Origin of the sequence: Paenibacillus sp. FSL P4-0081 (genome assembly GCF_000758565.1) — a bacterium.
Classification (GTDB): Bacteria; Bacillota; Bacilli; order Paenibacillales; family Paenibacillaceae; genus Paenibacillus_AQ; species Paenibacillus_AQ phytohabitans.
Window position 1 is genome coordinate 3,649,591 of sequence record NZ_CP009280.1, and the last position, 19,981, is coordinate 3,669,571.

Genomic DNA, 19,981 nt, shown 5'->3' on the forward strand with positions numbered 1-19,981 from the left:
GTTACTAACTGCAAAGTGTAATGCTTGTCCTGCCAGGCAACAATGGCAAAAGGAACACCGGAATGGCTTGCTCCGGTGTTCCTTTTGAATTCGGGACGGTTAATTTGTAGGTGTTAGGCCCAGAGATGCGCCGGGCGGGACTGCTTATTTGAGTGAGACGGGCTTCAGCGGCACTACCGTGGAGACTGCCGATTTGAAGAGTACGTTCTGTCTGCCGTCACCTTGACCCTGCAAGGTGATAGTATAAGCGTCATAAGAGGTTACGAGTCCCTGCATTTTGACTCCGTTAGTTGTAAAAATGGTCACGGGCACTTTTGTTGAGATACACTGGTTCAACAATCGTTCCTGTAATTTTAGACTTTCCACTTTGGCAGCACTCCATCTTTAGTATGAATTAACTTCTTAGGCAATTATAACACGGGAGAGACTCTTCCAGGAAATCTGTCATCAGGCGCGGAAATAGACAAGGGGGTAGTTATGCTTTATTATCATTACTGGTCCGGCGGATTTCGCCGTTTTATATGGTTTTTGCTGGGATTTATCCTGATCGCTGTATTGGTGAAGCAGGGCGGAGCTGCAGGCTTTGACCGTGCCGTTATACATATCGTGCAATCTGTGGAATCGCCGCCGCTCACTGCGCTGGCCAAAAGCTTATCGCTCGTCGGCTCCTCGAGGCTGGCTATCGGGATTTCGCTGCTGACTATGACTATATTATTCTTCGCCTTGAAGCACCGGATGGAGCTGGCTTTGTTTCTGTGGGTAGGCTTAGGCTCGCAATTGCTGAATACACTGCTGAAGCTGTGGTTCCACCGCGAACGTCCCAGTATACACAGACTCATTGAACAGGCCGGGTACAGCTTTCCGAGCGGACATTCTATGGCTGCCTTCTCTTTATACGGAGTGATTGCCTATCTTCTCTGGAGGCATATGCACAACAGACGTGAGCGGTTCATCCTGATTCTGTTCACCGTGCTGATGACCGGCGGGATCGGCTGGAGCCGGATTTATCTGGGCGTGCATTATCCCAGTGATGTGATCGGCGGCTACGCAGCCAGCGGCGCATGGCTCATGCTGTCTGCCGCCTGCTTCGAGGCTTACCGGAACTCCAGGGAGCGCAAAGGGGGAGGCCCGCAACGCAAAAAGGATGCCCGCAAATAATCTGCAGGGCATCCGCATCATTGACTGGTGCTTTAGCGTGTCTTCGGCGCAGCAGGCTGCTGTGAAGGCTTGGCCTGATGAAACTGAGCCGCACGGCTAAGGCTCAGCTTGATCATTACGGGCAGCCCGGCCTTCAGCTTGTCGGCGTCCTCTTTCGTAATCCGGCCGTCCTTGACCGACTCGTCGACCTTGAGGCTGGCGGCTTCACTCAGCTTCTGGATGTACTGATCTTCGCTCCAGCCCTTTTTCTCCTGGGCGAGGGCAGAGAGTGTCTTGCCTGCCTTCAGGCTGTCAATGAGCTCTGAACGGTCCATCTCAAGCAGCTTAGCCGTTTCATTGATGATGAAATGGCCTCCGGCCCGGAAGTTCTTGTTCCCGCCGTGAGGATGCCCATGCTCCCTGCCGGCGTGTATGGAATCCGGTGCGGAAGTGGCTGTGCCGGCAGACGGATTCTCCGCAAAAGCGGCAGCCGGTGCCATAGTGAGCATTACGGCTGCAGTGAATGCAGTAATTCTTTGGATAGGGTTGTTCATGATTCACCTCTTCTGAGTTGTATGTTGGCTGACATGTACCCAGTATTCCCCGAAAGCTGAAAGAATCCTTAAACCCGGCTTAAGCCATACTAAAATTCGCCAGCGTGCTTCATGGGTAATAATGTGTGTGCAATTATTAGAGATTTACCGAATACCTTCAGGATATACATAAATTTTTATTCACAGCATCTATATTGAAATAGATCAAGCTCTTTAGGAGGGATGGATTTGGCTTTTGGTGCCCGCATACTCAAAACAGGAATGGCAGTCACGCTCGCACTTTATCTGTCCGTTCTATTTAATTTCGCCTCCCCTGTCGGTGCGGCTATAGCGGCTATTTTTGCCATGCAGCCATCCATATACAGATCATGGAGGTATTTCCTCGATCAGATTCAGACCAGCACCATGGGAGCTGTGATAGCACTGCTGGGCGGAATGCTGCTGTCCAATGAACCGATTGCGGTCGGGCTGGTATGTATTCTGGTGATTATGATCAGCATGAAAATGAACCGCGCTGATACAATCGGCCTGACGCTGGTTACCGTAATCTCCGTAATGGAGGCTTCCGGGCAGTGGCAATTTGCGCTCACCCGTTTTCTGCTGACGCTGACCGGTATTCTGTCGGCATTCATTATTAATATCGCTGTCTTTCCGCCGAAGCCGCGCAAGCAGTACATCCAGCAGATTGAGAATGTGTTCACCAGCCTGTCGCTGCTGCTAAGGACTGCGGTATCGCATGAAATGAAGGAAAGTGTATTCCGGGATGAGAAGAACGCTCTGGAGGGTTCCATTAAGGCATTGGCTGACAAGTATGCATTGTTCGAAGAGGAGCAGAAGCAGCTAAGAAGGGCGAAATACAGTCAGACAAGGCAGATGGTGGTGTATAAGAATCTGCTCAATTCTCTGCAGAAGGGGTTTCAGGTGCTGGAGGCTATAGACCGGCATTACTTCCAGGCCGAGCGGACAGAACGTACCGATGAGCTGTTTGACCGGCATCTGGAGCAGCTGATTAAATATCATGAGTACATCCTGCTGAAATTCGAGGATAAGCTGAAGCCGGGTGCGAATGATTCTGAACTTCTGGCAGAGGACAACGACCGATTTCTGGAGGCGGCCATCCACGGATATGATCCTGAGAAATCCGGGCAGCTGCGGTTGTCCGTGGTGGCAGCGGCAATATATGATTACGGCTATCAGCTGGATCGTCTGGATAGGGTGGCTGATCAGATTAACCGGATGAACACGGACGAGAAGGACACTGCCGATATGACGGGAAAAATATAAAGAACAAAAAAATCCGGTCCCAGAGGGACCGGATGAATATATACATCATAGGGTTATGTATTGCGTGAAGCAATTCTTATCTTAGAAATAAATTGTGCCGGAAACTTGTAAAAGCGCTAAAGAGTTGGTAATATAAAAAGATATCAAATAAAGCCTAATTCAAAAAAACATAGTTATTCAATTTAATTATAACATGTAGAATTATGAATGTCAACCTTCTGAAGGGGATGAAATGCATTGGATAAACATGATCACGAGTGGCAAGAGGAGCAGGAGCGGGTAACCGGAATTACCAGGCAGTTATCTACCCACATCCGGCTGCTGTCGGAGGAGCTTGGACTCCACCGTACGGATGTCGTGGATATGCGTAAGGACTTCTGGGAAGAAGTTACCGTGAACTTCAGCAGTCCTGACGATCTGGGCGAGACCTCAACAAGCCTGCGGCAGCAGGCGCAGATCCTGAACGAACGCGAACGCCATCATCTGCAGTCCAGTAAAGCACTCAAAAAATATAAAAAGCTGGTCGTATCCCCCTACTTTGGCCGGATTGATTTCTCGGAATCAGCTGATGCTGCGGCAGATAAAATCTATCTGGGCATCGGTTCACTGATGGAGGATAACGGAACCTTCCTGATCTACGACTGGCGGGCCCCGATATCGAGCCTGTATTATGACGGTGCGCCGGGTCCGGCGTCCTATGACACGCCGGGCGGACTAATTACGGGGAACATGGAGCTCAAACGCCAGTTTGTAATCGATAATGGAGAGATCGAAGTGATGTTCGATACCGGCGTAACGATCGGCGATGAGCTGCTTCAGCAGGTGCTGAGCCACAGCGCCGATGACCGGATGAAGAGCATTGTTGCGACCATCCAGAAGGAGCAGAATGCGGTGATCCGCAACGACAGAAGCCGGATGCTGGTTGTGCAGGGTGCGGCCGGAAGCGGCAAGACCTCAGCGGCGCTGCAGCGGGTAGCTTACCTGCTCTACAAATACCGCGAGGTATTGCAGGCAGACCAGATGCTGCTCTTTTCACCGAACCCGCTGTTTAACAGCTATGTATCAACCGTTCTGCCTGAACTCGGTGAAGAGAATATGCAGCAGACCACCTTCCAGATGTATCTGGAGCACCGGCTCGGACAAGAGTTTCAGCTGGAGGATGTGTTCAATCAGACGGAGAGCCTGCTGAACGCGCCGGATGGGCCGGAAGCCTCCATACGCAGAGCAGGGATCACCTATAAATCCTCCGTATCGTTCCTGGATGTCATCCGGCGGTATGTAAACCTGCTGGAGCACGAAGGCATGATGTTCAAGCCGCTGATGTTCCAGGGGCGTGCGGTTGTCGGCAAGGAAGAGATGGAGCGCCAGTTCTATAGCTATGACCCGGGTATCAAGCTGGCTAACCGGATCGAACTGATGACCGGCTGGCTGCTCAAAAGAATAGCAGCATTTAGCATTGAGGAACGCAGTGCATCATGGGTCGATGACCAGATTGAGCTTATGGACAACAGCGACTATCAGCGTGCTTATAATATGATGCGCCGCAAGGGCGGAGGGCATAATGATAGCTTTGATGATTTTGAAACGGAGAAAATCATGCTCGCCCGTTATATCGTCAGCCAGCGCCTCAAGCCGCTGCGCGGCTGGACCAAACGCGGACGGTTCGTTGATGTGAAGGGGCTGTACAGCCGGCTGTTTACCGACCGGGAGTTAATGGACAGCCTGAACAGCAGCCAGGTTCTGCCTGATGTATGGGATGACATCTGCAGCTTCACGCTGGCTACCATTGCCGGGAACGAACTGGCCTACGAAGACGCGACACCATTTCTGTATTTGAAGGAGCTCAGTCAGGGCTTCCGCACCAATACACTGATCCGTCATGTGATCGTCGATGAAGTGCAGGATTATTCGCCGTTCCAGCTGGAATTCATGCGCCGGCTCTTTCCGCGGGCCAAAATGACTGTGCTGGGCGATCTCAACCAGGCAATCTATGCGCAAGGTGAGGTGCTTGGGGATTTGGCCGGGCTGGTCAGCATCTATGGCGAAGAGAACACGGAAGTGATCTCATTGACCCGCAGCTACCGCTCTACCTATGAGATTGTCGAGTTTACACGGGCGATGATTCCCGGAGGGGAGAAAATCGTACCGTTTAACCGGCGCGGCGAGGAGCCTTTGCTGACAGTCGTGGACAGTGAAGACGACCTGCTGGCCTCGGTGGAGCAGGATGTGCTGAGTCTGCATGCACAGGGCTATCATTATGTAGCTGTTATCTGCAAAACAGCGGAAGAAAGTGCACGGGTGCATAATGAACTGCAGAGCAGGCTGCCGGTTAGGCTGGTTACCAAGGAAACGCCTAATTTTCAAAAGGGCACTCTGGTGCTGCCCGCCTATCTGGCTAAAGGCGTGGAGTTCGATGCCGTAATTATCTACGATGGCTCCGCAGAGAAATATGGCCGTGAGCATGAACGCAAGCTTTTCTATACCGCCTGTACCCGGGCGATGCATCTGCTTCATATCTACAGCCTGGGTCAGCCTAATCCGTTCCTTCCGGCTGCGGTGCGCGAGACTGTATCGGCAGGAGCTTTACAGGACTGAGAGCAATGGATTGTCTGCAGAACCGTCTACGCGTGTAAACGCCGGGCGGTTTTTTTGACGCTGGCGAATATCAGACTCCAGAAAAAACCACAATAAAAGGTGTTGTGAACGATGAGTGCCGCCCTGTACAGCAGCATTGGATTCACCGGAGTGGCACTTGGACCGCCGCTGGTTCGCTGCTGCTGATGTCATGGGGGCATTGGAAGGTATTTGAACTATAGCGTGGGTTACGTGTGGCTGATCACTTCCTGTGCAGGGGAGTGGCGTCTTCTGCTGCGCTGTGATGCATAGACGAAGAGGTAGATTACGAGCAGCAGGACAGGTGCGATTATAGAATATCTGTACATAACCGTATAGCTTGTATATAAGGCAATTGCACCAAGCAGCAAGGTGCCGATGGCGACTCCGAGATCAAGGGAGTTAAAGAACATGCCGTTAGCCAGCCCGCGCTGGCGCGGTTCTACGGATTGGATCATCCAGGTCTGGAGTGCAGGCTGCATCGACCCGAAGCCGAAGCCGTAACATAGGGCGGCTGGGAACAGGGCAGCTGTCGTTGTTGCAAAAGAGAGCAGCAGCAAACCGCCGGCGATAAACAGGCTTCCCGGGATAAGCAGTGCTGCCGGGCCAAAGCGGTCATAAATCTTGCCGGACAGCGGACGGATAATCACAATCGACACGGCATTGAACAGGAAGAAGTAGGCTACGTGGGGCAGGCTCTTTTCAGCTCCGAAGAGCGCCAGGAAGCCAATCAGTCCGCCATAGGAGATGGATAACAGGAAGTTAAGCAGGCAGGGAAGAAACAGCCTGCGGTACGCCCCGCCCCCGGAGGCAGCAACGGGTACTCCTGCGGGCTCTTTGTGCTGCGGGGGCAAGGTCTTGGCCAGGCGGTAGCCCAGCGGGAAGATAATGGCCAGCGCAGCTCCTGCGCCGAGGAGCAGGGAGCCAAAGCCGGGTCCCTGCAGCAGGCTGAGCCCGATCAGCGGACCGGCGGACATTGCCAGACTGGTGGACAGCCCGAAATAGCCCATGCCTTCACCCATCCGGCGGACAGGAATTACGTCGGATGCCATAGTCGGAAAGGCAGTACTGGCCATTCCGAAGCCAACGCCGAATAACATCCGGAGCAGCAGCAGGGCAGCGATACTGCCTGCAAAGTAATAGCCGGCTACGGCCGCGAGTGAAACGGACAGTCCGAGGAAGATCAGCAGATTACGGCCGCCCTTCTCCATGGCTTTGGCCGAGAATAGACGGGAAGCGATAGCGCTGAGTGCGAACAGGCTGGTTACGAGGCTGACCTGCACGGAAGTTGCATGCAGTGTGCCTTCCGCATACGCCGGAAGGGTGGATAAGGTCATCTGCAGGCCGGTGAACAGCAGCAGATTGCATAGGGTGAGAGTAATGAAGGACTTGGTCCATAGACGTTCTGTTGAATTGCTCAAAGGTGTGTGCTCCTATTCTTGATGGTTAGTGTTGTGGTAGATCAGCTCCAGCATGCTGCGGAGCTCTTCAAGCTGCTGCGGATTCAGCCCGGCCACAGCAGTATTAATGGTCTGCTGCTCCAGCCCGAGCGTATTTCCGATTAGCGACTGCCCTTCTTCTGTGGCGTAGAGCTGAAAAGCCCTGCGGTCACCGGGATTCATGGACTTGCTGATGAATCCTTTCTTGAGCAGGAGCTCAACGATCCGTGCAGTGGTCGGCTGGTCCTTGGCGGCAGCAGCGGCTACCTCCTTCTGGCTGATCCCGCTGCGGTCACAGATCATGAGCAGGACCGACCATTGCTCGGGAGTAATATCATAAGGCTTCAGAGCCCTGGCAAAGCCGGTGGTAATCCTGCGGTGGGTGGAGCCCAGCAGGAAACCGAGAAATTGCTGCGGAGAAGAATGCGGCATAAAAAAATGCTCCTTCGAAAAATTAGTTGTTATGACAATTATAATTACAACAAGCAAATTGGTCAAGGCATTTGCGGGACGCCAAATAACAAAAAGCCCCGCTCCGCGTTTCGCGGAAGGGGGCTTAAACTAATAAACCTTTATGATTTTAAACTTGCGGCACTTTCTCCCAATCCTTCAGGAAACGCTCAATACCGTTGTCTGTCAGCGGGTGCTTCCAGAGGGAAGGCAAGAGTGAACCCGGGATGGTAGCAATATGAGCGCCGGCAATAGCTGCTTGCTCTACGTGGGCGATATTGCGGATGCTGGCTGCAATGATTTCGGATTTCAGGCCATAGTTAGTGAGAATGGTCTTCAGATCCTTGATCAGCTTCATGCCGTCAACACCGATATCGTCCAGACGTCCGACGAACGGGCTGATATAAGTAGCTCCCGCTTTGGCTGCCATGAGGCCTTGAGCAGCGGAGAATACGAGCGTAACGTTAGTTTTGATGCCTTTCTTGGTCAGTTCATAACAAGCTTCAAGACCATCTTCAGTCATTGGCAGCTTGATTACGACGTTCGGAGCCCATTCAGCGATTTCGTAAGCTTCCTTAAGCATTTCTTCCGCTGTGAGACCGATAACTTCGGCGCTGACCGGACCGGGTACAATCGCCACGATCTCTTGGATAACATCTTTAAACAATCTGCCTTCCTTGGCGATCAGCGACGGGTTCGTCGTTACGCCATCCACTAATCCGAGGCGGGTAATACGTTTGATTTCCTCAATATTTCCGGTATCCAAGAAAAATTTCATTTCCAGGTATCCTCCCTTGATTTCGTATGGATTGACAAATCAGTTTGCTCCACTTCATTATGAGACATGCCACGGGAAGTTTCAACTGTTAATTTGAATATCTCAAAATAACTTTATAGATGAAACGCTTAAATAAACATTTCTTGCCTCCGGGCCATTCACGGCAGACTTCTCTACATGATAATATAGAAACGGTATTGTCCATTTCATGCGATTGGCGGTGAAGGGAATATTTACTTTGATTGGAAGTGTGGTGCTGTTTCTGCTGTTCGCCGCCGGAATTATTGCCTTTCAGAACAGCAGAATGCTTGCTGAACGGGAGAATGATTCATCCAGAGCCTATACCGGCCATTTGATGTATTCTGTATATCATCAGACTTTCTCTCCGAATGAGGAGTTGCCGGAAGCAGTCCCTTTGTTTCAATTCACGCTGTTTGACGGGGCGGACAGAGAGTCCTTCATCACGCATGCGCTGTGCAGGGTTGCTGCCGGACGGGGCGAGATGGTGTTGTCCGACGCGCAGAATTATATGCTCAGCAATCTCCGCCAGGCCGCGATGCAGGGAGTCCGGTTTGAACATTTATCTTTTCCGGGCAAGGCTGTCCGCAGGGGGGAGAAGGAATTGATTAAAGCGCTGGAGACTGCGGCGAAACAGGAGGCCGAACATGCAAATCACAGTTAACAATGTAGTGATTTCAGTAAGTGAAGGCGATATTACCGCCTGGCAGGGTGAGATGATTGTGAACGCATCCAACTCAGGCCTCTACGGGGGCGGGGGAGTGGACGGTGCGATTCACCGGGCAGGCGGCCCCCGGATTGCAGAAGAATGCGTTGTAATCCGGCAGAAGCAAGGCGGGATACTCCCGGGACAAGCCGCGGTAACCACAGCAGGTCTTCTCCCGTTCCGGGGAGTCATTCATACCGTAGGACCGATTTGGAAAGGGGGCGCTGCAGGCGAGACGGCTATTTTATCCCAATGTTACAGCAGCAGCCTCAGTCTGGCATGCTCTTACGGGGCACGGAGTGTCGCCTTTCCGAACATCAGTACAGGAATCTATAACTTCCCCAAAGAGCTGGCCTGCAAGACGGCGCTGGATTCAGTCGTGACTTATGTGCGTGAACGGACATCAGCGGAGCTCCCGCTGCAGCGGATTGAATTTATCTGCTTTGAACATGACAATGCCATACTATATGAGGCCATGCTCAAAGATTATAGCTGAGCTGACAGTGTAGGCCTGCCTGCTGATCTGTTCGGGCTTACATATTGTCCTTAACTACCCGTTAGGCGTGATATTTACCCGTGGGTGCGTTCAGTACCCATTCGAGCATCATCATCATATCTTCCAGCCGGGTCAGCTGGGCATTCAGCGCTGCCCGCTGCGGATCTTCGGCAGACAAGGGTGCCAGACGCGACTCCAGAGATCTGCGCTGAAGCGTCAATTCGTTGATTTTGGATTGAATCTGATTTTCGGTTCTCATCCGGAATCCTCCTGGTGTGCATTATTGTACTTGGTTCATTATAACGGATAACATGGGGGTAATAAAATGAGTATCAATGTTAAGCAGCTGGCAGCAGAGAAAGCCGTCGAGTACGTACAGGACGGAATGAAGGTAGGACTGGGTACAGGTTCTACGGCTTACTGGGCCATCCGCAAGCTGGGTGAACGTGTTAGTGAAGGGTTGAAGATCACGGCAGTGGCTACCTCGCAGGCTTCGGAGGATCAGGCCCGTGAGCTGGGAATTCCGCTGGTTGCCTTTGGCGAGGTGGATTCTCTGGATCTGACCATTGACGGTGCGGATGAGCTTGATGGTGCACTGCAGCTGATCAAAGGGGGCGGCGGCGCGCTTCTCCGCGAGAAGATTGTTGCGATGGGCAGCACCCGTATGATTGTGGTCGCAGATGAGAGCAAGGCCGTGACCACACTTGGCAAATTCCCTTTGCCGGTTGAGATCGTGCCGTTTGCCTGGGAGTGGACTGTCGCTGACCTGGCCAAGCTTGGCTGTAAGCCGGAGCTGCGCCGCAGCGGCGGTGAGCTGTATAAGACGGATAACGGCAACTATATTGCCGACTGCCGCTTCGAGGCTATTGACTCGGCTGCTGATCTGGCGCTTGCCCTCCAGCGTATTCCGGGAGTCGTGGAGCACGGGCTGTTCATCGGCATTGCCGATATGGCAGTGATCGGCAAGAATGACGGCACCATTGAAATCATTGAAGGTGAGAGCAATCTCTAACACGCGTAAACACCGCCGGAAAGGAAAACCGGCGGCAAATAGACAGAAGCTGCCCCCGGGGCGGCGGATACTGGCCTGGCTGCTGCTACTCATATACAGTGCAGTGCTGATCTACTGGATGTTTCTCGGCTTTGGACGGACGCTTCAGACAGAGGGGCCGCTGCGCTACAATCTGGAGCCGCTGCGCACCATGCGTCTGTATTTTGATATGAGTAACGGAGTGTCTTACTCGGGGCGGCTGGTTAACCTGCTGGGTAATGTTGCCGTGTTTGTGCCTTTTGGCATCCTGCTGCCTCTGGTTAGCACCGCTTACCGCTCATTGCTGCGGTTAACGCTAGTATCCGTTCTATGTATAATAGTGCTTGAGCTGATGCAAATGCTGCTGCGGGCGGGCAGCCTGGATATTGATGATCTGCTGCTTAACCTGCTGGGGGTATGGGCGGGATATGCACTGCTGCGGCTGGTGCGGGGATAGGCGGAGGCTGCTCTGAACCTTTGGTCTCACCGGCAACAGGAGAACATTCCCCACTTAAGCATGTGCTTTCGAAGCAGGCTTGCAGGAAGCCGCTTTATGGTGGGAAGTGCTAAACAAACTTTTAGGAGGTCAAATAATGTTGATTGATTTGAAGCCGCTTGTCGGAACCCCTGAGGTGAACGAACTGCTGGCTTATGCGGTTATAGATGATCCGGATGCGCTGGAGCGCACTTCGGCAGAATACCGGGAGCAAGCGGCACTGCAGCTATGCGGCTGGGAGGAGGAAGGGCTGCTGCTCGGCCTCACCGGCTTTGAAGAGACTGAGGACGGATCGCTGGATATCCGCCATATTGCAGTGCTGCCGGAGAACCGGGGCAAGGGCTATGCGCGGGGGATGATTCTGGAGCTGGTGACGACCCGTCAGCCGCGTTATCTGGTGGCGGAGACCGAAGATGAGATTGCCGCGGATTTCTACCGCAGCCTTGGATTTATGGTATACAGCCTGGGCGAGAACGCAGCCGGAATCGAAATGTTCCGCTGTGTGTACGAGGTTGAAGAGACCGAGGACGAGGAGTAAACCGGAAGGCTGGCCTCAACGTAACAGAAAATTACTGACAGATTATATGGGAAGAGATCAGCCATTCAGCACTTTACGGTGCAGGGTGGCTGTTTTTACGCTGGAATGTAAAATTCATGATCAGCGGTTGACTTTTTAAGAATAGGACAATATAGTTTTATTGTGAAACTGTTCTACACGTGAACTATTATTTCGTAAAGGAGGAACCCGCATGAAAAAGGATGCAGAGGAATGGATCAACCGTTACGTGGACGCTTATATGGTTGTGACCAGGCAGATTAATGCCAGACTCAGGGATATTTTTGGCGAAGGGCTGACGAATGACCAGTTCCTGATTCTCCGGCTGATTGCCGGACAGGAGAAGTGTACCTCCACCTATTTGGCTGAGGCAGTGGCGGTGGGCAAGAGCTCAATTACGGCTATTATCAACCGGCTGGACGAAGCTGGAATGATTGAGCGGACCCGTGATGAGAATGACCGCCGGCAGGTGTATCTGACGATGACGGAGCATGGCAAAAGTGTCTACAGCACTTCCGAGAAGCAGATGCAGGAGGTTATCTCCCCCTACTTGTTCCACTTCGAGGATCACGATATCGAGCGGTTCATTACGATGTTTGAGAAGCTGGCATTTCTGATGCAGGAACCAGGAGGTAGAAACAATTGAGAACCATTTTAAAAGCAAGATGGGCAATTATCGCTATATGGCTGGCGGTGGCAGTAGTGTTATTCCTGACCGCCCCGGCTATGTCCGATCTGGTACGGGAGAAGGGGCAGATCTCGGTCCCGGCAGGATACACTTCGTCAAAGGCCGCCGAGATCATGAAGGAAGTGGCAGAAGCCAAAGGCGGGGAAACGGTACATCAGGTTGCGCTTGTGTTCAACAAGCCGGAGGGCCTGCAGGCTGCGGACACCGAGAGTATTAAGCAAGGCGTTGAGAAGCTGGCCGCGAATAAGGATTCCCTGAATCTCAGTGCGATTACCGATCCTTTTACACAGCCTGAACTTAAGGATACCCTTATTGCCAAAGACGGCAATACGATCATGGTTGCTTTGTCGGTGCAGGGCGGAGAGGAAGAGGTTAAAGAGCTGCCGGCCAAGGCCGGGGCATTGCTGGGTGACGTCACTGCTGATCATTATATGACCAGTGAAGGGCTGATTACAGAAGATACGATTGCCAGCTCGGAAGCCGGGCTGAAGAAGTCGGAATACATTACAGTTGTCTTTATTCTGCTCATTCTGTTCGTTGTGTTCCGCTCATTCGTAGCGCCGTTTGTGCCGCTGCTTACCGTGGGGCTGAGTTATATTGTGTCACAGTCGGTTGTGGCTTTTCTGGTGGACCGGTTTGATTTTCCCCTGTCCACGTTCACACAGATATTCATGGTCGCAGTTATGTTCGGGATCGGGACGGATTACTGCATCCTGCTGATCAGCCGGTTCAAGGAAGAGCTTGCCCATTCCGAGGATACACAAAGTGCTATTATCTCAACTTACCGTAAAGCGGGCGGTACCGTATTCTATTCAGGGCTGGCGGTGTTCGTCGGATTCCTGGCGATCGGCCTGTCCAAATTCATGCTATACCGTTCAGCCGTCGCGGTGGCTGTCGGGATTGCCGTGATGCTGCTGGCGCTCGTGACGATTGTACCGTTCTTCATGGCGGTGCTGGGCCAAAAGCTGTTCTGGCCGTCACGCGGCAAGCTGGAGCACAGCGAGAGCCGGATTTGGGGGGCGGCAGGCTCCTTCTCCCTGAAGAGACCCTGGGCTGCGCTGCTGATTGTGGCAGTCATCGTTGTACCGTTCCTGCTTACATACAGCGGGAAGCTGAGCTTCAACAGCATGGATGAAATCGGCTCGGATTACGCGTCGGTCAAAGGCTTCAACATTATCTCGGAGAGCTTCGGTCCGGGTGAGTCGATGCCGGGCAAGATTGTCATTAAGAATGATGACAGGATGGATACGGCTGAATATATGGGCCTGGCCGAGAAAATCAGCCGTGAGCTGGAAAAGGTGGACGGAGTCCAGGCTGTGCGCAGCATGTCCCGTCCGACCGGGGAGCAAATTAATGACTTCCTGATCCCTACTCAGGTCGCTACGCTCGCCGACGGGCTGGATCAGAGCAATGAAGGCTTAAGCAAAATTCAGAGCGGGCTTGCAGAAGCAAGCGAGCAGCTGAAAGAGAATGGGCCGAAACTTACAGAGGCCGCATCCGGGAGCGCCAAGCTGACGGAAGGTACAGCTGAGCTCAAGGAAGGCATCGTTGCGCTGGGTGACGGCCTGTCGCGTATTGAGAACGGCATCCGCAGCGGATCAGCCGGAGCCGGAGAGATTAAGGCCGGCCTCTCGCAGGCGGCGGCAAGCGCGAAACAGCTGGCAGCGGCCAATACGGCGCTGCTCGAAGGCTACAAGAAGATCGGCAGCGGCCTGACGGCGCTGGATGGAGGGCTTGCCGGCCTGCAGACACAGCTTCAGGGTGTTGCAGATGCTCTGACAGGTCTGGAAGGCTCCTTCGCAGGACTTGAGACTGCACATCCGGAGCTGCTGCAGGATATCAATTACCAGACGATCAAAGGTACAGTGACGCAGAGCGGCGCTGGAGCTGCAGGGCTGGCCGGAGGGCTGGGCCAGATATCGGCCCAGCTCAAAGGTGCGGCAGCGGGCCTGAGCGAAGCCAATGCCGGTTATGCCAAAGCGGCAGCAGGCCAATCCGCGCTGGCGAAGGGGCTGGATCAGCTGGTGGCCGGTATCGGCCAGCTGCAATCCGGCCTGAATCAGGCGGCAGACGGACAGGGGCAGATTGTCGGCAAGCTTCCGTCCATCACCAGCGGGCTGGATCAGCTGCAGGGCGGACAGCAGCAGCTCGCGGACGGTTTCGGTGAGCTTACAGGCCAGCTCGGCCAGCTGACAGATGGTCTTACACAAAGTGCGGATGGCCTGGGACAAATCACAGGCGGCCTGAGTTCCGCACAGGATTACCTTAAGCAGATTCAGGATGCCAAGGATGACGAGCTGAGCGGGTTCTTCGTACCGGCAGAGGCGCTTGAAGCTGACGGCATTCAGCAGGTATTTGATACCTATCTGTCCGGAGACCGGAAGGTCATGACACTGGATGTTGTATTCGCTGAGAATCCATACAGTGCTGAAGCCATTGACAGTGTCGGGGATATCCAGGCGGCGGTGGACCGCGCCGTGGCCGGTACGAAGCTGGAGAATGCGGAGACAGCCATGAGCGGCGTGACCAGCACCTACAGCGATTTGCAGAAAATCTCTAATGAGGATTACACGCGGACGGTGATTCTGATGCTGGGCGGTATTTTCATCATATTGGTGCTGCTGCTCCGGTCAATCATTATGCCGCTGTATCTGATTATCTCCCTGCTGATTACCTACTTTACAGCACTGGGCGTAACGGAGGCGATCTTCGTCCATCTGCTGAACTATTCCGGGATCACCTGGACGACTCCGTTCTTCAGCTTCGTCATGCTGATTGCCCTCGGGGTAGATTATAGTATCTTCCTGATGGCCCGGTTCAATGAGAATAAAACATGGGATGTGCGTGAAGCCATTCTGCATGCCATGCGGAATATGGGAACGGTAATTCTGTCAGCCGTTGTTATCCTGGGCGGTACATTCGCCTCGATGTATCCTTCAGGGGTGCTGTCGATGATGCAGATTGCCACCGTGGTGCTCTCGGGTCTGGCCCTGTACGCATTGCTGTTCCTTCCGTTCTTCGTGCCGGTAATGGTGCGGCTGTTCGGGCGGGCCAACTGGTGGCCGTTCAGTACGGCAGCTGCAGAGGAAAAGCCGAAAACCCTGAATCTCTAAGGTTCAGTATTATCTGATAGGATACAATAAAGAGCAGGCTTCCAGTTTAATGGAGCCTGTTCTTTGCTGTTTACATAAGAAAAGAAAATAATGTTCGTACTGAGGTAACCTTATGCGCCTGTGCTTCATCTAAACAGATATATACAAACTAACAAGCGGGAAGCAGCAGCATCCCGAAGGAAGGGAGGAGATCTACCCTGGATACCGTACAAGAGGATCTGGTCCAGCGTGCACAGGCAGGTGACAGTGAGGTCTTCATCCAACTGGTGAAGAGTCTGGATAAGCGGATGTACAGTATGGCGAAGTCCATGGTCAGGAATGACGAGGATTGTGCGGACGCCATGCAGGAGACTGTGCTGAAGGCATTTAGAGCAATCTCCGGATTGAAAGAGGCGGCCTATTTCAACACTTGGCTGTTTCGTATTCTGATTAATGAATGCAACATGATCCTGCGCAGACGGGACAAGGTGGTAGTGATGTCCGATCCGCCGGAGAGCATAGAGTCCTCTTCTTCATCCGCCGAAGATATAGATCTGCGTCAGGCGATCAGCGGGCTGGAAGAGGTATCGCGGACGATTGTTAAGCCGCATTATTATAGGGATTGAGGCTACAGGAGATTGCAGAGCTGCTTGAGCTTTCAGAGAGCGCAGTCAAAACCAGACTGCACAGGTCCAGAAAAACCTTATATCAAGCTCTCGCGCAACCCGTAGAAAGGAAGGTGAACGAATGAGTCAGCAGCCATTGGAGAGCAGGCTGGAAGGCCTCAAGGAAGAGCGTCTTCCTGAACTGCCGGAAGTTGTGCACACACGTATGGAGAAAACTTACCGGATGATCGTTGAACGGGATGAGGCAAGCTTGGAGGAGACTCCAGACAAGGACATCTCCAAACACAGGAGCAAACGTAGCTGTCTGTCCCGGGTGATAATCAGTGCAGCGTCAGTGGCTGCGGGGCTTGGGATCATCATTAGCCTGGGGTTCATCTCTCCGGTAATGGCAGAGACCCTGAAGCAGCTGCCCTTCATGGAAAGTGTGTTTAATCTTGTAGGAGATGCCGGGCTTCAAAAAGCAAATAAAGCAGGTCTAACCACAAATATTCAGCAGAGCGTTACTCAGGACGGGACGACGATCAGTGTGTCGGAACAAATGTATGACGGAAGCCGCTTGTCAGTGGTGCTTACCCGTGCTCAAGCAGACGGTGGTGACAAGGGGAAATGGTTAGATTTGACCCGTATGGGTGAGGAAGCGGGAGGAATCAATAATATTGAGTTTCGGGTGAACGGAAAATCGGTGAATACGGGAAATGCCATGGCTTCGGGAGGGACGGGTGCACCTGACTCTGTCATCGTTACAGCACTGAGTGGAGTTAATCTGCAACTCCCTGAGCAATTTGATCTCACCATGTTGGTCTCTATTAATGGAATTGATCAGCCATTCCGCTTTGAGTTTCCGGTGAGCAAGAATACATTGGGCGATCTTGTGATTGTTCCCGGAGAGGTCAAGGTACATGACCATATTCATTTGCGGGTCACGCGGCTGGAACTAAGCCAAACATCGACCCGGCTGCTAACTGAAGTTACGGGAGACCCCGGAGCGGATATCAAGGCTATAGAGGAAGCCATTCCAGATAAATACAAGCAACAGGGGAGTTTCATTTTTTGGTTCGAGCTGTGGGATGGGCAAGGGCAAGAGGCCGTTATGGTAGATGGCAGCAGTAGCGGTAACGGGCATACGATATCACAGAGCAGTGTCTTTGAACCTTTTGAGAAGAGGCCGGAGAGTATCATAATCAAACCTTACGTCTGGAAAGACGGGCATAAGCTATATATTCCTGAACTTGAAATAACGGTTCCTGTAAAATAACCCAAACAACCTCCGGGGCACGGTAACGTGCAGCGGCCGGAGGTTGTTTGCGGTAAAGGTCCTGTATCATTAATAATATGCCGCTCAGCGCAGCTTGGCGAAATAACTGCGCAGCGCCCAGCCGCGTTCCTGTCGTTTCTTGTATTTGGGTAATGAACGGTAAATGGCAAGCGATTCGGCAAAAGCACGCTTGGCATCTTCCTCGCGCCCCAAAGCCTTGTACATGGAACCCGCCAGATAATAAGCTTCGCTGGAGGAGGTCTGAATCTCCTGGAATTGGCTCACATAGTAGAGGGCCTTATCGTGGTCCGTATGCCGGAAGGTTTCGGCGAGCCGAAGGTAGGGCTGCCCGTATTGCGCCCTGCGGTTGATCTCCAGTCCCTTGAGCATCTGGGACTCTCCTTCGGGAAGCTGGCCAAGCTTGAGGTTGGCGTACCCCAGTTCTACCCAGTATTCAGCGGAGGTCTCATAACGGTCGGCGATGGCCATCAGCAGTTCCTTGGACTCGCTGTAGCGTTTGCGCTCTGTCAGCAGCCGGGCAAGGTCGAATTTGGCGGTTACATCATTCGGGTTCTGTGCAATGGTCAAGCGCAGTTTGGAAATCTGGCGGCTGCGGCGGAAAGGCTTGGAGAAGCTGGGCAGAATGCCCACATAACGGCGGTCTACGAAATATAGAACGACGAGCAGAATGATCAGAGCCAGAAATGGATTGCCGAGCAGACGGTACAGCAGCAGGAAACCTAGAATTTTAATCATGGATAATGAATTCCCTCCGTTATAGTTGTGTTTATGTAAGCTTCCTGCAAAAATTAGAGCAGTATGGCAGGGCAATTATACCATATCCTCCTTTTTTAAGGCCATGGCCTTATTATGCAGTGTTTAATGGCACTACAATTGACAGCCTGTAGGGTAAGACTTAAGCTTTGTGTACAGTTATATTGTCTCATAGCTATATAAGCTCTTACATATTGTATTCAATTAATTCTCTGAGAGAAGGATGAAATATGGAGACACTCGCTAGCAAGGTCAATTTACGCCCGCTGGGACAGTCAGATTTATCCGTATCGCCGCTTGGACTCGGCTGCTGGCAGTTCAGCCGGGGAAGCGGCATTGTAGGCCGCTACTGGAGCAATCTTACCGATACGGATATTCTAGAGATCGTGAAGATCAGCTTGGAAGGCGGTATGAACTGGGTTGATACAGCAGAAATCTATGGAGGGGGCAAATCGGAAGAGGCGCTGGCTCATGTGCTGGATCAGCTCCGGAAGGAGGGCAGTCCGCATGCCGCACCGCTGATCGCTACCAAGTGGTGGCCGCTGCTGCGGACAGCCGGCTCCATTACCGCAACGATTGACCAGCGTATCGCCTGTCTGGGAGGAAGAGGAATTGATCTGTATCAGATACACCAGCCGTTCTCCTTATCCTCCATTGCCAGCGAGATGAAGGCCATGGCAGGACTTGTGCGGGCAGGCAAAATCCGTTATGTAGGCGTAAGCAACTATTCGGCCAAGCAGATGGTTGAGGCACACCGGCTGTTGAAAACCTACGGGCTTCCGCTTGTTTCCAATCAGGTCAAATACAATCTGCTGCACCGCAATATCGATCAGAACGGGACTCTGGCCGCTGCCAAGGAGCTGGGGATTTCCATTATTGCCTACTCTCCATTGCAGCAGGGCATCCTGACCGGACGCTTCCACAAGGATCCGTCGCAGATTGCTGCAGTCTCCCGGATCCGGCGGATGCAATCGGGTCTGGACGATGCCAGTCTGACCCGCAGTAAGCCGTTGATTGATTCTCTGGGTAAGCTGGCAGAGAAATATGAGGTGACACCGGGCCAGGTTGCCCTTAACTGGCTGATTCACTATCATGGCGACACCGTAGTTGCCATCCCGGGAGCATCCAAAGCCCGCCATGCCCGGGAGAATATCGGAGCCATGGCCTTCCGGCTAAACCCGGAGGAGCTGGAACTGCTGGATGAAGCGTCCTGGGCAGCAGTGAAGAAATAATGCGGAATTAGGGGCGTTTTAGCTGCATTTCGTACAATAAAATCAACTGATTATCGAATGACTGGGGGGTTAACTGTATTTCATACAGCTAAAACCCCTTCTTTCGTTAAATATGGACTTTCGGCCATTTTTAATTGTACAGAATACAGCTAATCCGGCACATTCCGTTTTTTGCTACCTTTTAATTGTATGAAATACAATTATCCGCCGTTTGGGACTTCTGAGAGTTCACATACATAATCAGGCAGGTGCGGGTGCTGGCTTTTTCTGCGTAGGACATGTTGAGGGCTAATCAGACCGAGGGAGTGAACTGGAATGAATGAGAAATGCTGGGTAGTCGTACAATATCCCTTGAAAAGCATTAAAGGGAGCCAGCGCGATGAATGGTTGAGGGATAAAGTAACGGAATATCTGAATAAATACTTGGCTGATGCTGAACTCGGCTATGTGGATGGTTATGAGTTGGGCAAAACGGTGTCAGACCCGCATCAATTTGCGCTTAACATCTTTTGTGTCGTTACAAATGAACAACGGGGTATGGCTCTGATCAAAAAGGTATTAAGAGAGCATAGGCTTGATTATACCCGGATAAAAATGGCCACGATGCCCTTTGAGGGCGGAGGAACCTATACGCTGAAATATGCCTCTAAGAAAGGCGTGACTGATTTTTCGTTATAATGCTTTCATCCTACCATTCAGGGCTTGTGTATCAACGTAACGTGATGGAATAAGATTGGTTCATGAGGTGAAGATCATT

22 protein-coding genes are annotated in these 19,981 nt (G+C 52.4%); 15 read left to right on the forward strand and 7 right to left on the reverse strand.

Annotated features, from left to right (window positions below; all coding sequences use genetic code 11):
• Positions 1-144: 144 nt before the first annotated feature.
• Entirely contained in the window at positions 145-366 is a 222-nt protein-coding gene (hfq, locus tag P40081_RS15495) for an RNA chaperone Hfq (RefSeq protein ID WP_039298097.1), read from the reverse strand.
• A 111-nt stretch (positions 367-477) separates the two neighbouring features.
• Here hfq and P40081_RS15500 point away from each other — a divergent pair, with 111 nt between their 5' ends.
• The gene (locus P40081_RS15500; protein ID WP_042136664.1) at positions 478-1,158 is read left to right on the forward strand and encodes a phosphatase PAP2 family protein; all 681 of its coding nucleotides are present in this window, start codon (positions 478-480) and stop codon (positions 1,156-1,158) included.
• 32 nt (positions 1,159-1,190) lie between these two features.
• Here P40081_RS15500 and P40081_RS15505 read toward each other — a convergent pair whose 3' ends face one another.
• Positions 1,191-1,691 carry a hypothetical protein gene (locus P40081_RS15505; RefSeq protein ID WP_042136667.1) on the reverse strand — a complete coding sequence of 167 codons (501 nt, stop codon included), beginning with the start codon at positions 1,689-1,691 and terminating at the stop codon, positions 1,191-1,193.
• A gap of 228 nt (positions 1,692-1,919) precedes the next feature.
• Between P40081_RS15505 and P40081_RS15510 the strand changes: the two genes are divergently transcribed.
• Together P40081_RS15510 and helD are read left to right on the forward strand one after the other, a co-directional pair.
• Positions 1,920-2,975 (forward strand): FUSC family protein, encoded by a 1,056-nt coding sequence (locus tag P40081_RS15510; protein ID WP_042136669.1) that lies wholly within the window; start codon positions 1,920-1,922, stop codon positions 2,973-2,975.
• A gap of 237 nt (positions 2,976-3,212) precedes the next feature.
• Positions 3,213-5,570 (forward strand): RNA polymerase recycling motor HelD, encoded by a 2,358-nt coding sequence (gene helD, locus P40081_RS15515; protein WP_042136671.1) that lies wholly within the window; start codon positions 3,213-3,215, stop codon positions 5,568-5,570.
• Between the two features lie 227 nt (positions 5,571-5,797).
• On the opposite strand, the gene P40081_RS15520 is transcribed toward helD, so the two are convergent.
• The 3 genes from P40081_RS15520 to fsa form a co-directional block, all read right to left on the reverse strand.
• On the reverse strand, positions 5,798-7,009 hold the full coding sequence (locus P40081_RS15520; protein ID WP_042136673.1) for an MFS transporter: 1,212 nt from the start codon (positions 7,007-7,009) through the stop codon (positions 5,798-5,800).
• Between the two features lie 12 nt (positions 7,010-7,021).
• On the reverse strand, positions 7,022-7,459 hold the full coding sequence (locus P40081_RS15525) for a MarR family winged helix-turn-helix transcriptional regulator (protein ID WP_042136675.1): 438 nt from the start codon (positions 7,457-7,459) through the stop codon (positions 7,022-7,024).
• Between the two features lie 148 nt (positions 7,460-7,607).
• Positions 7,608-8,255, reverse strand: coding sequence for a fructose-6-phosphate aldolase (fsa, locus tag P40081_RS15530; protein ID WP_039298111.1), 648 nt, complete (start codon positions 8,253-8,255; stop codon positions 7,608-7,610).
• Positions 8,256-8,493: 238 nt separating this feature from the next.
• Between fsa and P40081_RS15535 the strand changes: the two genes are divergently transcribed.
• Positions 8,494-8,937, forward strand: coding sequence for a hypothetical protein (locus P40081_RS15535; RefSeq protein WP_042136677.1), 444 nt, complete (start codon positions 8,494-8,496; stop codon positions 8,935-8,937).
• Positions 8,921-9,475 carry a macro domain-containing protein gene (locus P40081_RS15540; RefSeq protein ID WP_042136679.1) on the forward strand — a complete coding sequence of 185 codons (555 nt, stop codon included), beginning with the start codon at positions 8,921-8,923 and terminating at the stop codon, positions 9,473-9,475. The genes P40081_RS15535 and P40081_RS15540 overlap by 17 nt, the downstream gene beginning before the upstream one ends.
• A 61-nt stretch (positions 9,476-9,536) precedes the next feature.
• Here the strand turns inward: P40081_RS15540 and P40081_RS15545 are convergent, their stop codons facing one another.
• The gene (locus P40081_RS15545; RefSeq protein ID WP_042136681.1) at positions 9,537-9,734 is read right to left on the reverse strand and encodes a hypothetical protein; all 198 of its coding nucleotides are present in this window, start codon (positions 9,732-9,734) and stop codon (positions 9,537-9,539) included.
• A 72-nt stretch (positions 9,735-9,806) separates the two neighbouring features.
• Here P40081_RS15545 and rpiA point away from each other — a divergent pair, with 72 nt between their 5' ends.
• From rpiA to P40081_RS15580, 8 genes are all read left to right on the forward strand, one after another.
• A complete protein-coding gene (gene rpiA / locus P40081_RS15550) occupies positions 9,807-10,487 on the forward strand; it encodes a ribose-5-phosphate isomerase RpiA (RefSeq protein WP_179093556.1) in 681 nt (226 codons plus the stop codon).
• A complete protein-coding gene (locus tag P40081_RS15555) occupies positions 10,456-10,962 on the forward strand; it encodes a VanZ family protein (RefSeq protein ID WP_052421844.1) in 507 nt (168 codons plus the stop codon). Before rpiA ends, P40081_RS15555 begins: the two co-directional genes overlap by 32 nt.
• Positions 10,963-11,098: 136 nt before the next feature.
• Positions 11,099-11,539: a GNAT family N-acetyltransferase gene (locus P40081_RS15560; protein ID WP_039298121.1), complete on the forward strand. Its 441-nt coding sequence runs from the start codon at positions 11,099-11,101 to the stop codon at positions 11,537-11,539.
• A 211-nt stretch (positions 11,540-11,750) separates the two neighbouring features.
• Positions 11,751-12,203, forward strand: a complete 453-nt coding sequence (locus P40081_RS15565) for a MarR family winged helix-turn-helix transcriptional regulator (RefSeq protein ID WP_042136684.1) — start codon at positions 11,751-11,753, stop codon at positions 12,201-12,203.
• A complete protein-coding gene (locus tag P40081_RS15570; protein ID WP_042136685.1) occupies positions 12,200-15,358 on the forward strand; it encodes an MMPL family transporter in 3,159 nt (1,052 codons plus the stop codon). Before P40081_RS15565 ends, P40081_RS15570 begins: the two co-directional genes overlap by 4 nt.
• Positions 15,359-15,624: 266 nt before the next feature.
• Entirely contained in the window at positions 15,625-15,963 is a 339-nt protein-coding gene (locus tag P40081_RS38525) for a sigma-70 family RNA polymerase sigma factor (RefSeq protein ID WP_156118626.1), read from the forward strand.
• Complete coding sequence (locus tag P40081_RS39360) at positions 15,960-16,088, forward strand: sigma factor-like helix-turn-helix DNA-binding protein (protein ID WP_144026122.1); 129 nt, start codon at positions 15,960-15,962, stop codon at positions 16,086-16,088. Before P40081_RS38525 ends, P40081_RS39360 begins: the two co-directional genes overlap by 4 nt.
• Entirely contained in the window at positions 16,085-17,218 is a 1,134-nt protein-coding gene (locus P40081_RS15580) for a DUF4179 domain-containing protein (RefSeq protein WP_042136687.1), read from the forward strand. Before P40081_RS39360 ends, P40081_RS15580 begins: the two co-directional genes overlap by 4 nt.
• An 84-nt stretch (positions 17,219-17,302) precedes the next feature.
• Here the strand turns inward: P40081_RS15580 and P40081_RS15585 are convergent, their stop codons facing one another.
• On the reverse strand, positions 17,303-17,974 hold the full coding sequence (locus P40081_RS15585; protein ID WP_042136688.1) for a tetratricopeptide repeat protein: 672 nt from the start codon (positions 17,972-17,974) through the stop codon (positions 17,303-17,305).
• Between the two features lie 248 nt (positions 17,975-18,222).
• Between P40081_RS15585 and P40081_RS15590 the strand changes: the two genes are divergently transcribed.
• Both P40081_RS15590 and P40081_RS15595 read left to right on the forward strand, forming a co-directional pair.
• On the forward strand, positions 18,223-19,224 hold the full coding sequence (locus P40081_RS15590; protein WP_042136690.1) for an aldo/keto reductase: 1,002 nt from the start codon (positions 18,223-18,225) through the stop codon (positions 19,222-19,224).
• A 315-nt stretch (positions 19,225-19,539) separates the two neighbouring features.
• The gene (locus tag P40081_RS15595; protein ID WP_042136692.1) at positions 19,540-19,902 is read left to right on the forward strand and encodes a hypothetical protein; all 363 of its coding nucleotides are present in this window, start codon (positions 19,540-19,542) and stop codon (positions 19,900-19,902) included.
• The last annotated feature ends 79 nt before the right edge of the window (positions 19,903-19,981 follow it).

Coding starts and splice junctions, on each gene's coding strand:
- P40081_RS15500 (WP_042136664.1), top strand. CDS start 478: ATGCTTTATTATCATTACTGGTCCGGCGGATTTCGCCGTTTTATATGG.
- P40081_RS15505 (WP_042136667.1), bottom strand. CDS start 1,691: ATGAACAACCCTATCCAAAGAATTACTGCATTCACTGCAGCCGTAATG.
- P40081_RS15525 (WP_042136675.1), bottom strand. CDS start 7,459: ATGCCGCATTCTTCTCCGCAGCAATTTCTCGGTTTCCTGCTGGGCTCC.
- fsa (WP_039298111.1), bottom strand. CDS start 8,255: ATGAAATTTTTCTTGGATACCGGAAATATTGAGGAAATCAAACGTATT.
- P40081_RS15540 (WP_042136679.1), top strand. CDS start 8,921: ATGCAAATCACAGTTAACAATGTAGTGATTTCAGTAAGTGAAGGCGAT.
- P40081_RS15545 (WP_042136681.1), bottom strand. CDS start 9,734: ATGAGAACCGAAAATCAGATTCAATCCAAAATCAACGAATTGACGCTT.
- P40081_RS15560 (WP_039298121.1), top strand. CDS start 11,099: ATGTTGATTGATTTGAAGCCGCTTGTCGGAACCCCTGAGGTGAACGAA.
- P40081_RS15565 (WP_042136684.1), top strand. CDS start 11,751: ATGAAAAAGGATGCAGAGGAATGGATCAACCGTTACGTGGACGCTTAT.
- P40081_RS15580 (WP_042136687.1), top strand. CDS start 16,085: ATGAGTCAGCAGCCATTGGAGAGCAGGCTGGAAGGCCTCAAGGAAGAG.
- P40081_RS15585 (WP_042136688.1), bottom strand. CDS start 17,974: ATGATTAAAATTCTAGGTTTCCTGCTGCTGTACCGTCTGCTCGGCAAT.
- P40081_RS15590 (WP_042136690.1), top strand. CDS start 18,223: ATGGAGACACTCGCTAGCAAGGTCAATTTACGCCCGCTGGGACAGTCA.
- P40081_RS15595 (WP_042136692.1), top strand. CDS start 19,540: ATGAATGAGAAATGCTGGGTAGTCGTACAATATCCCTTGAAAAGCATT.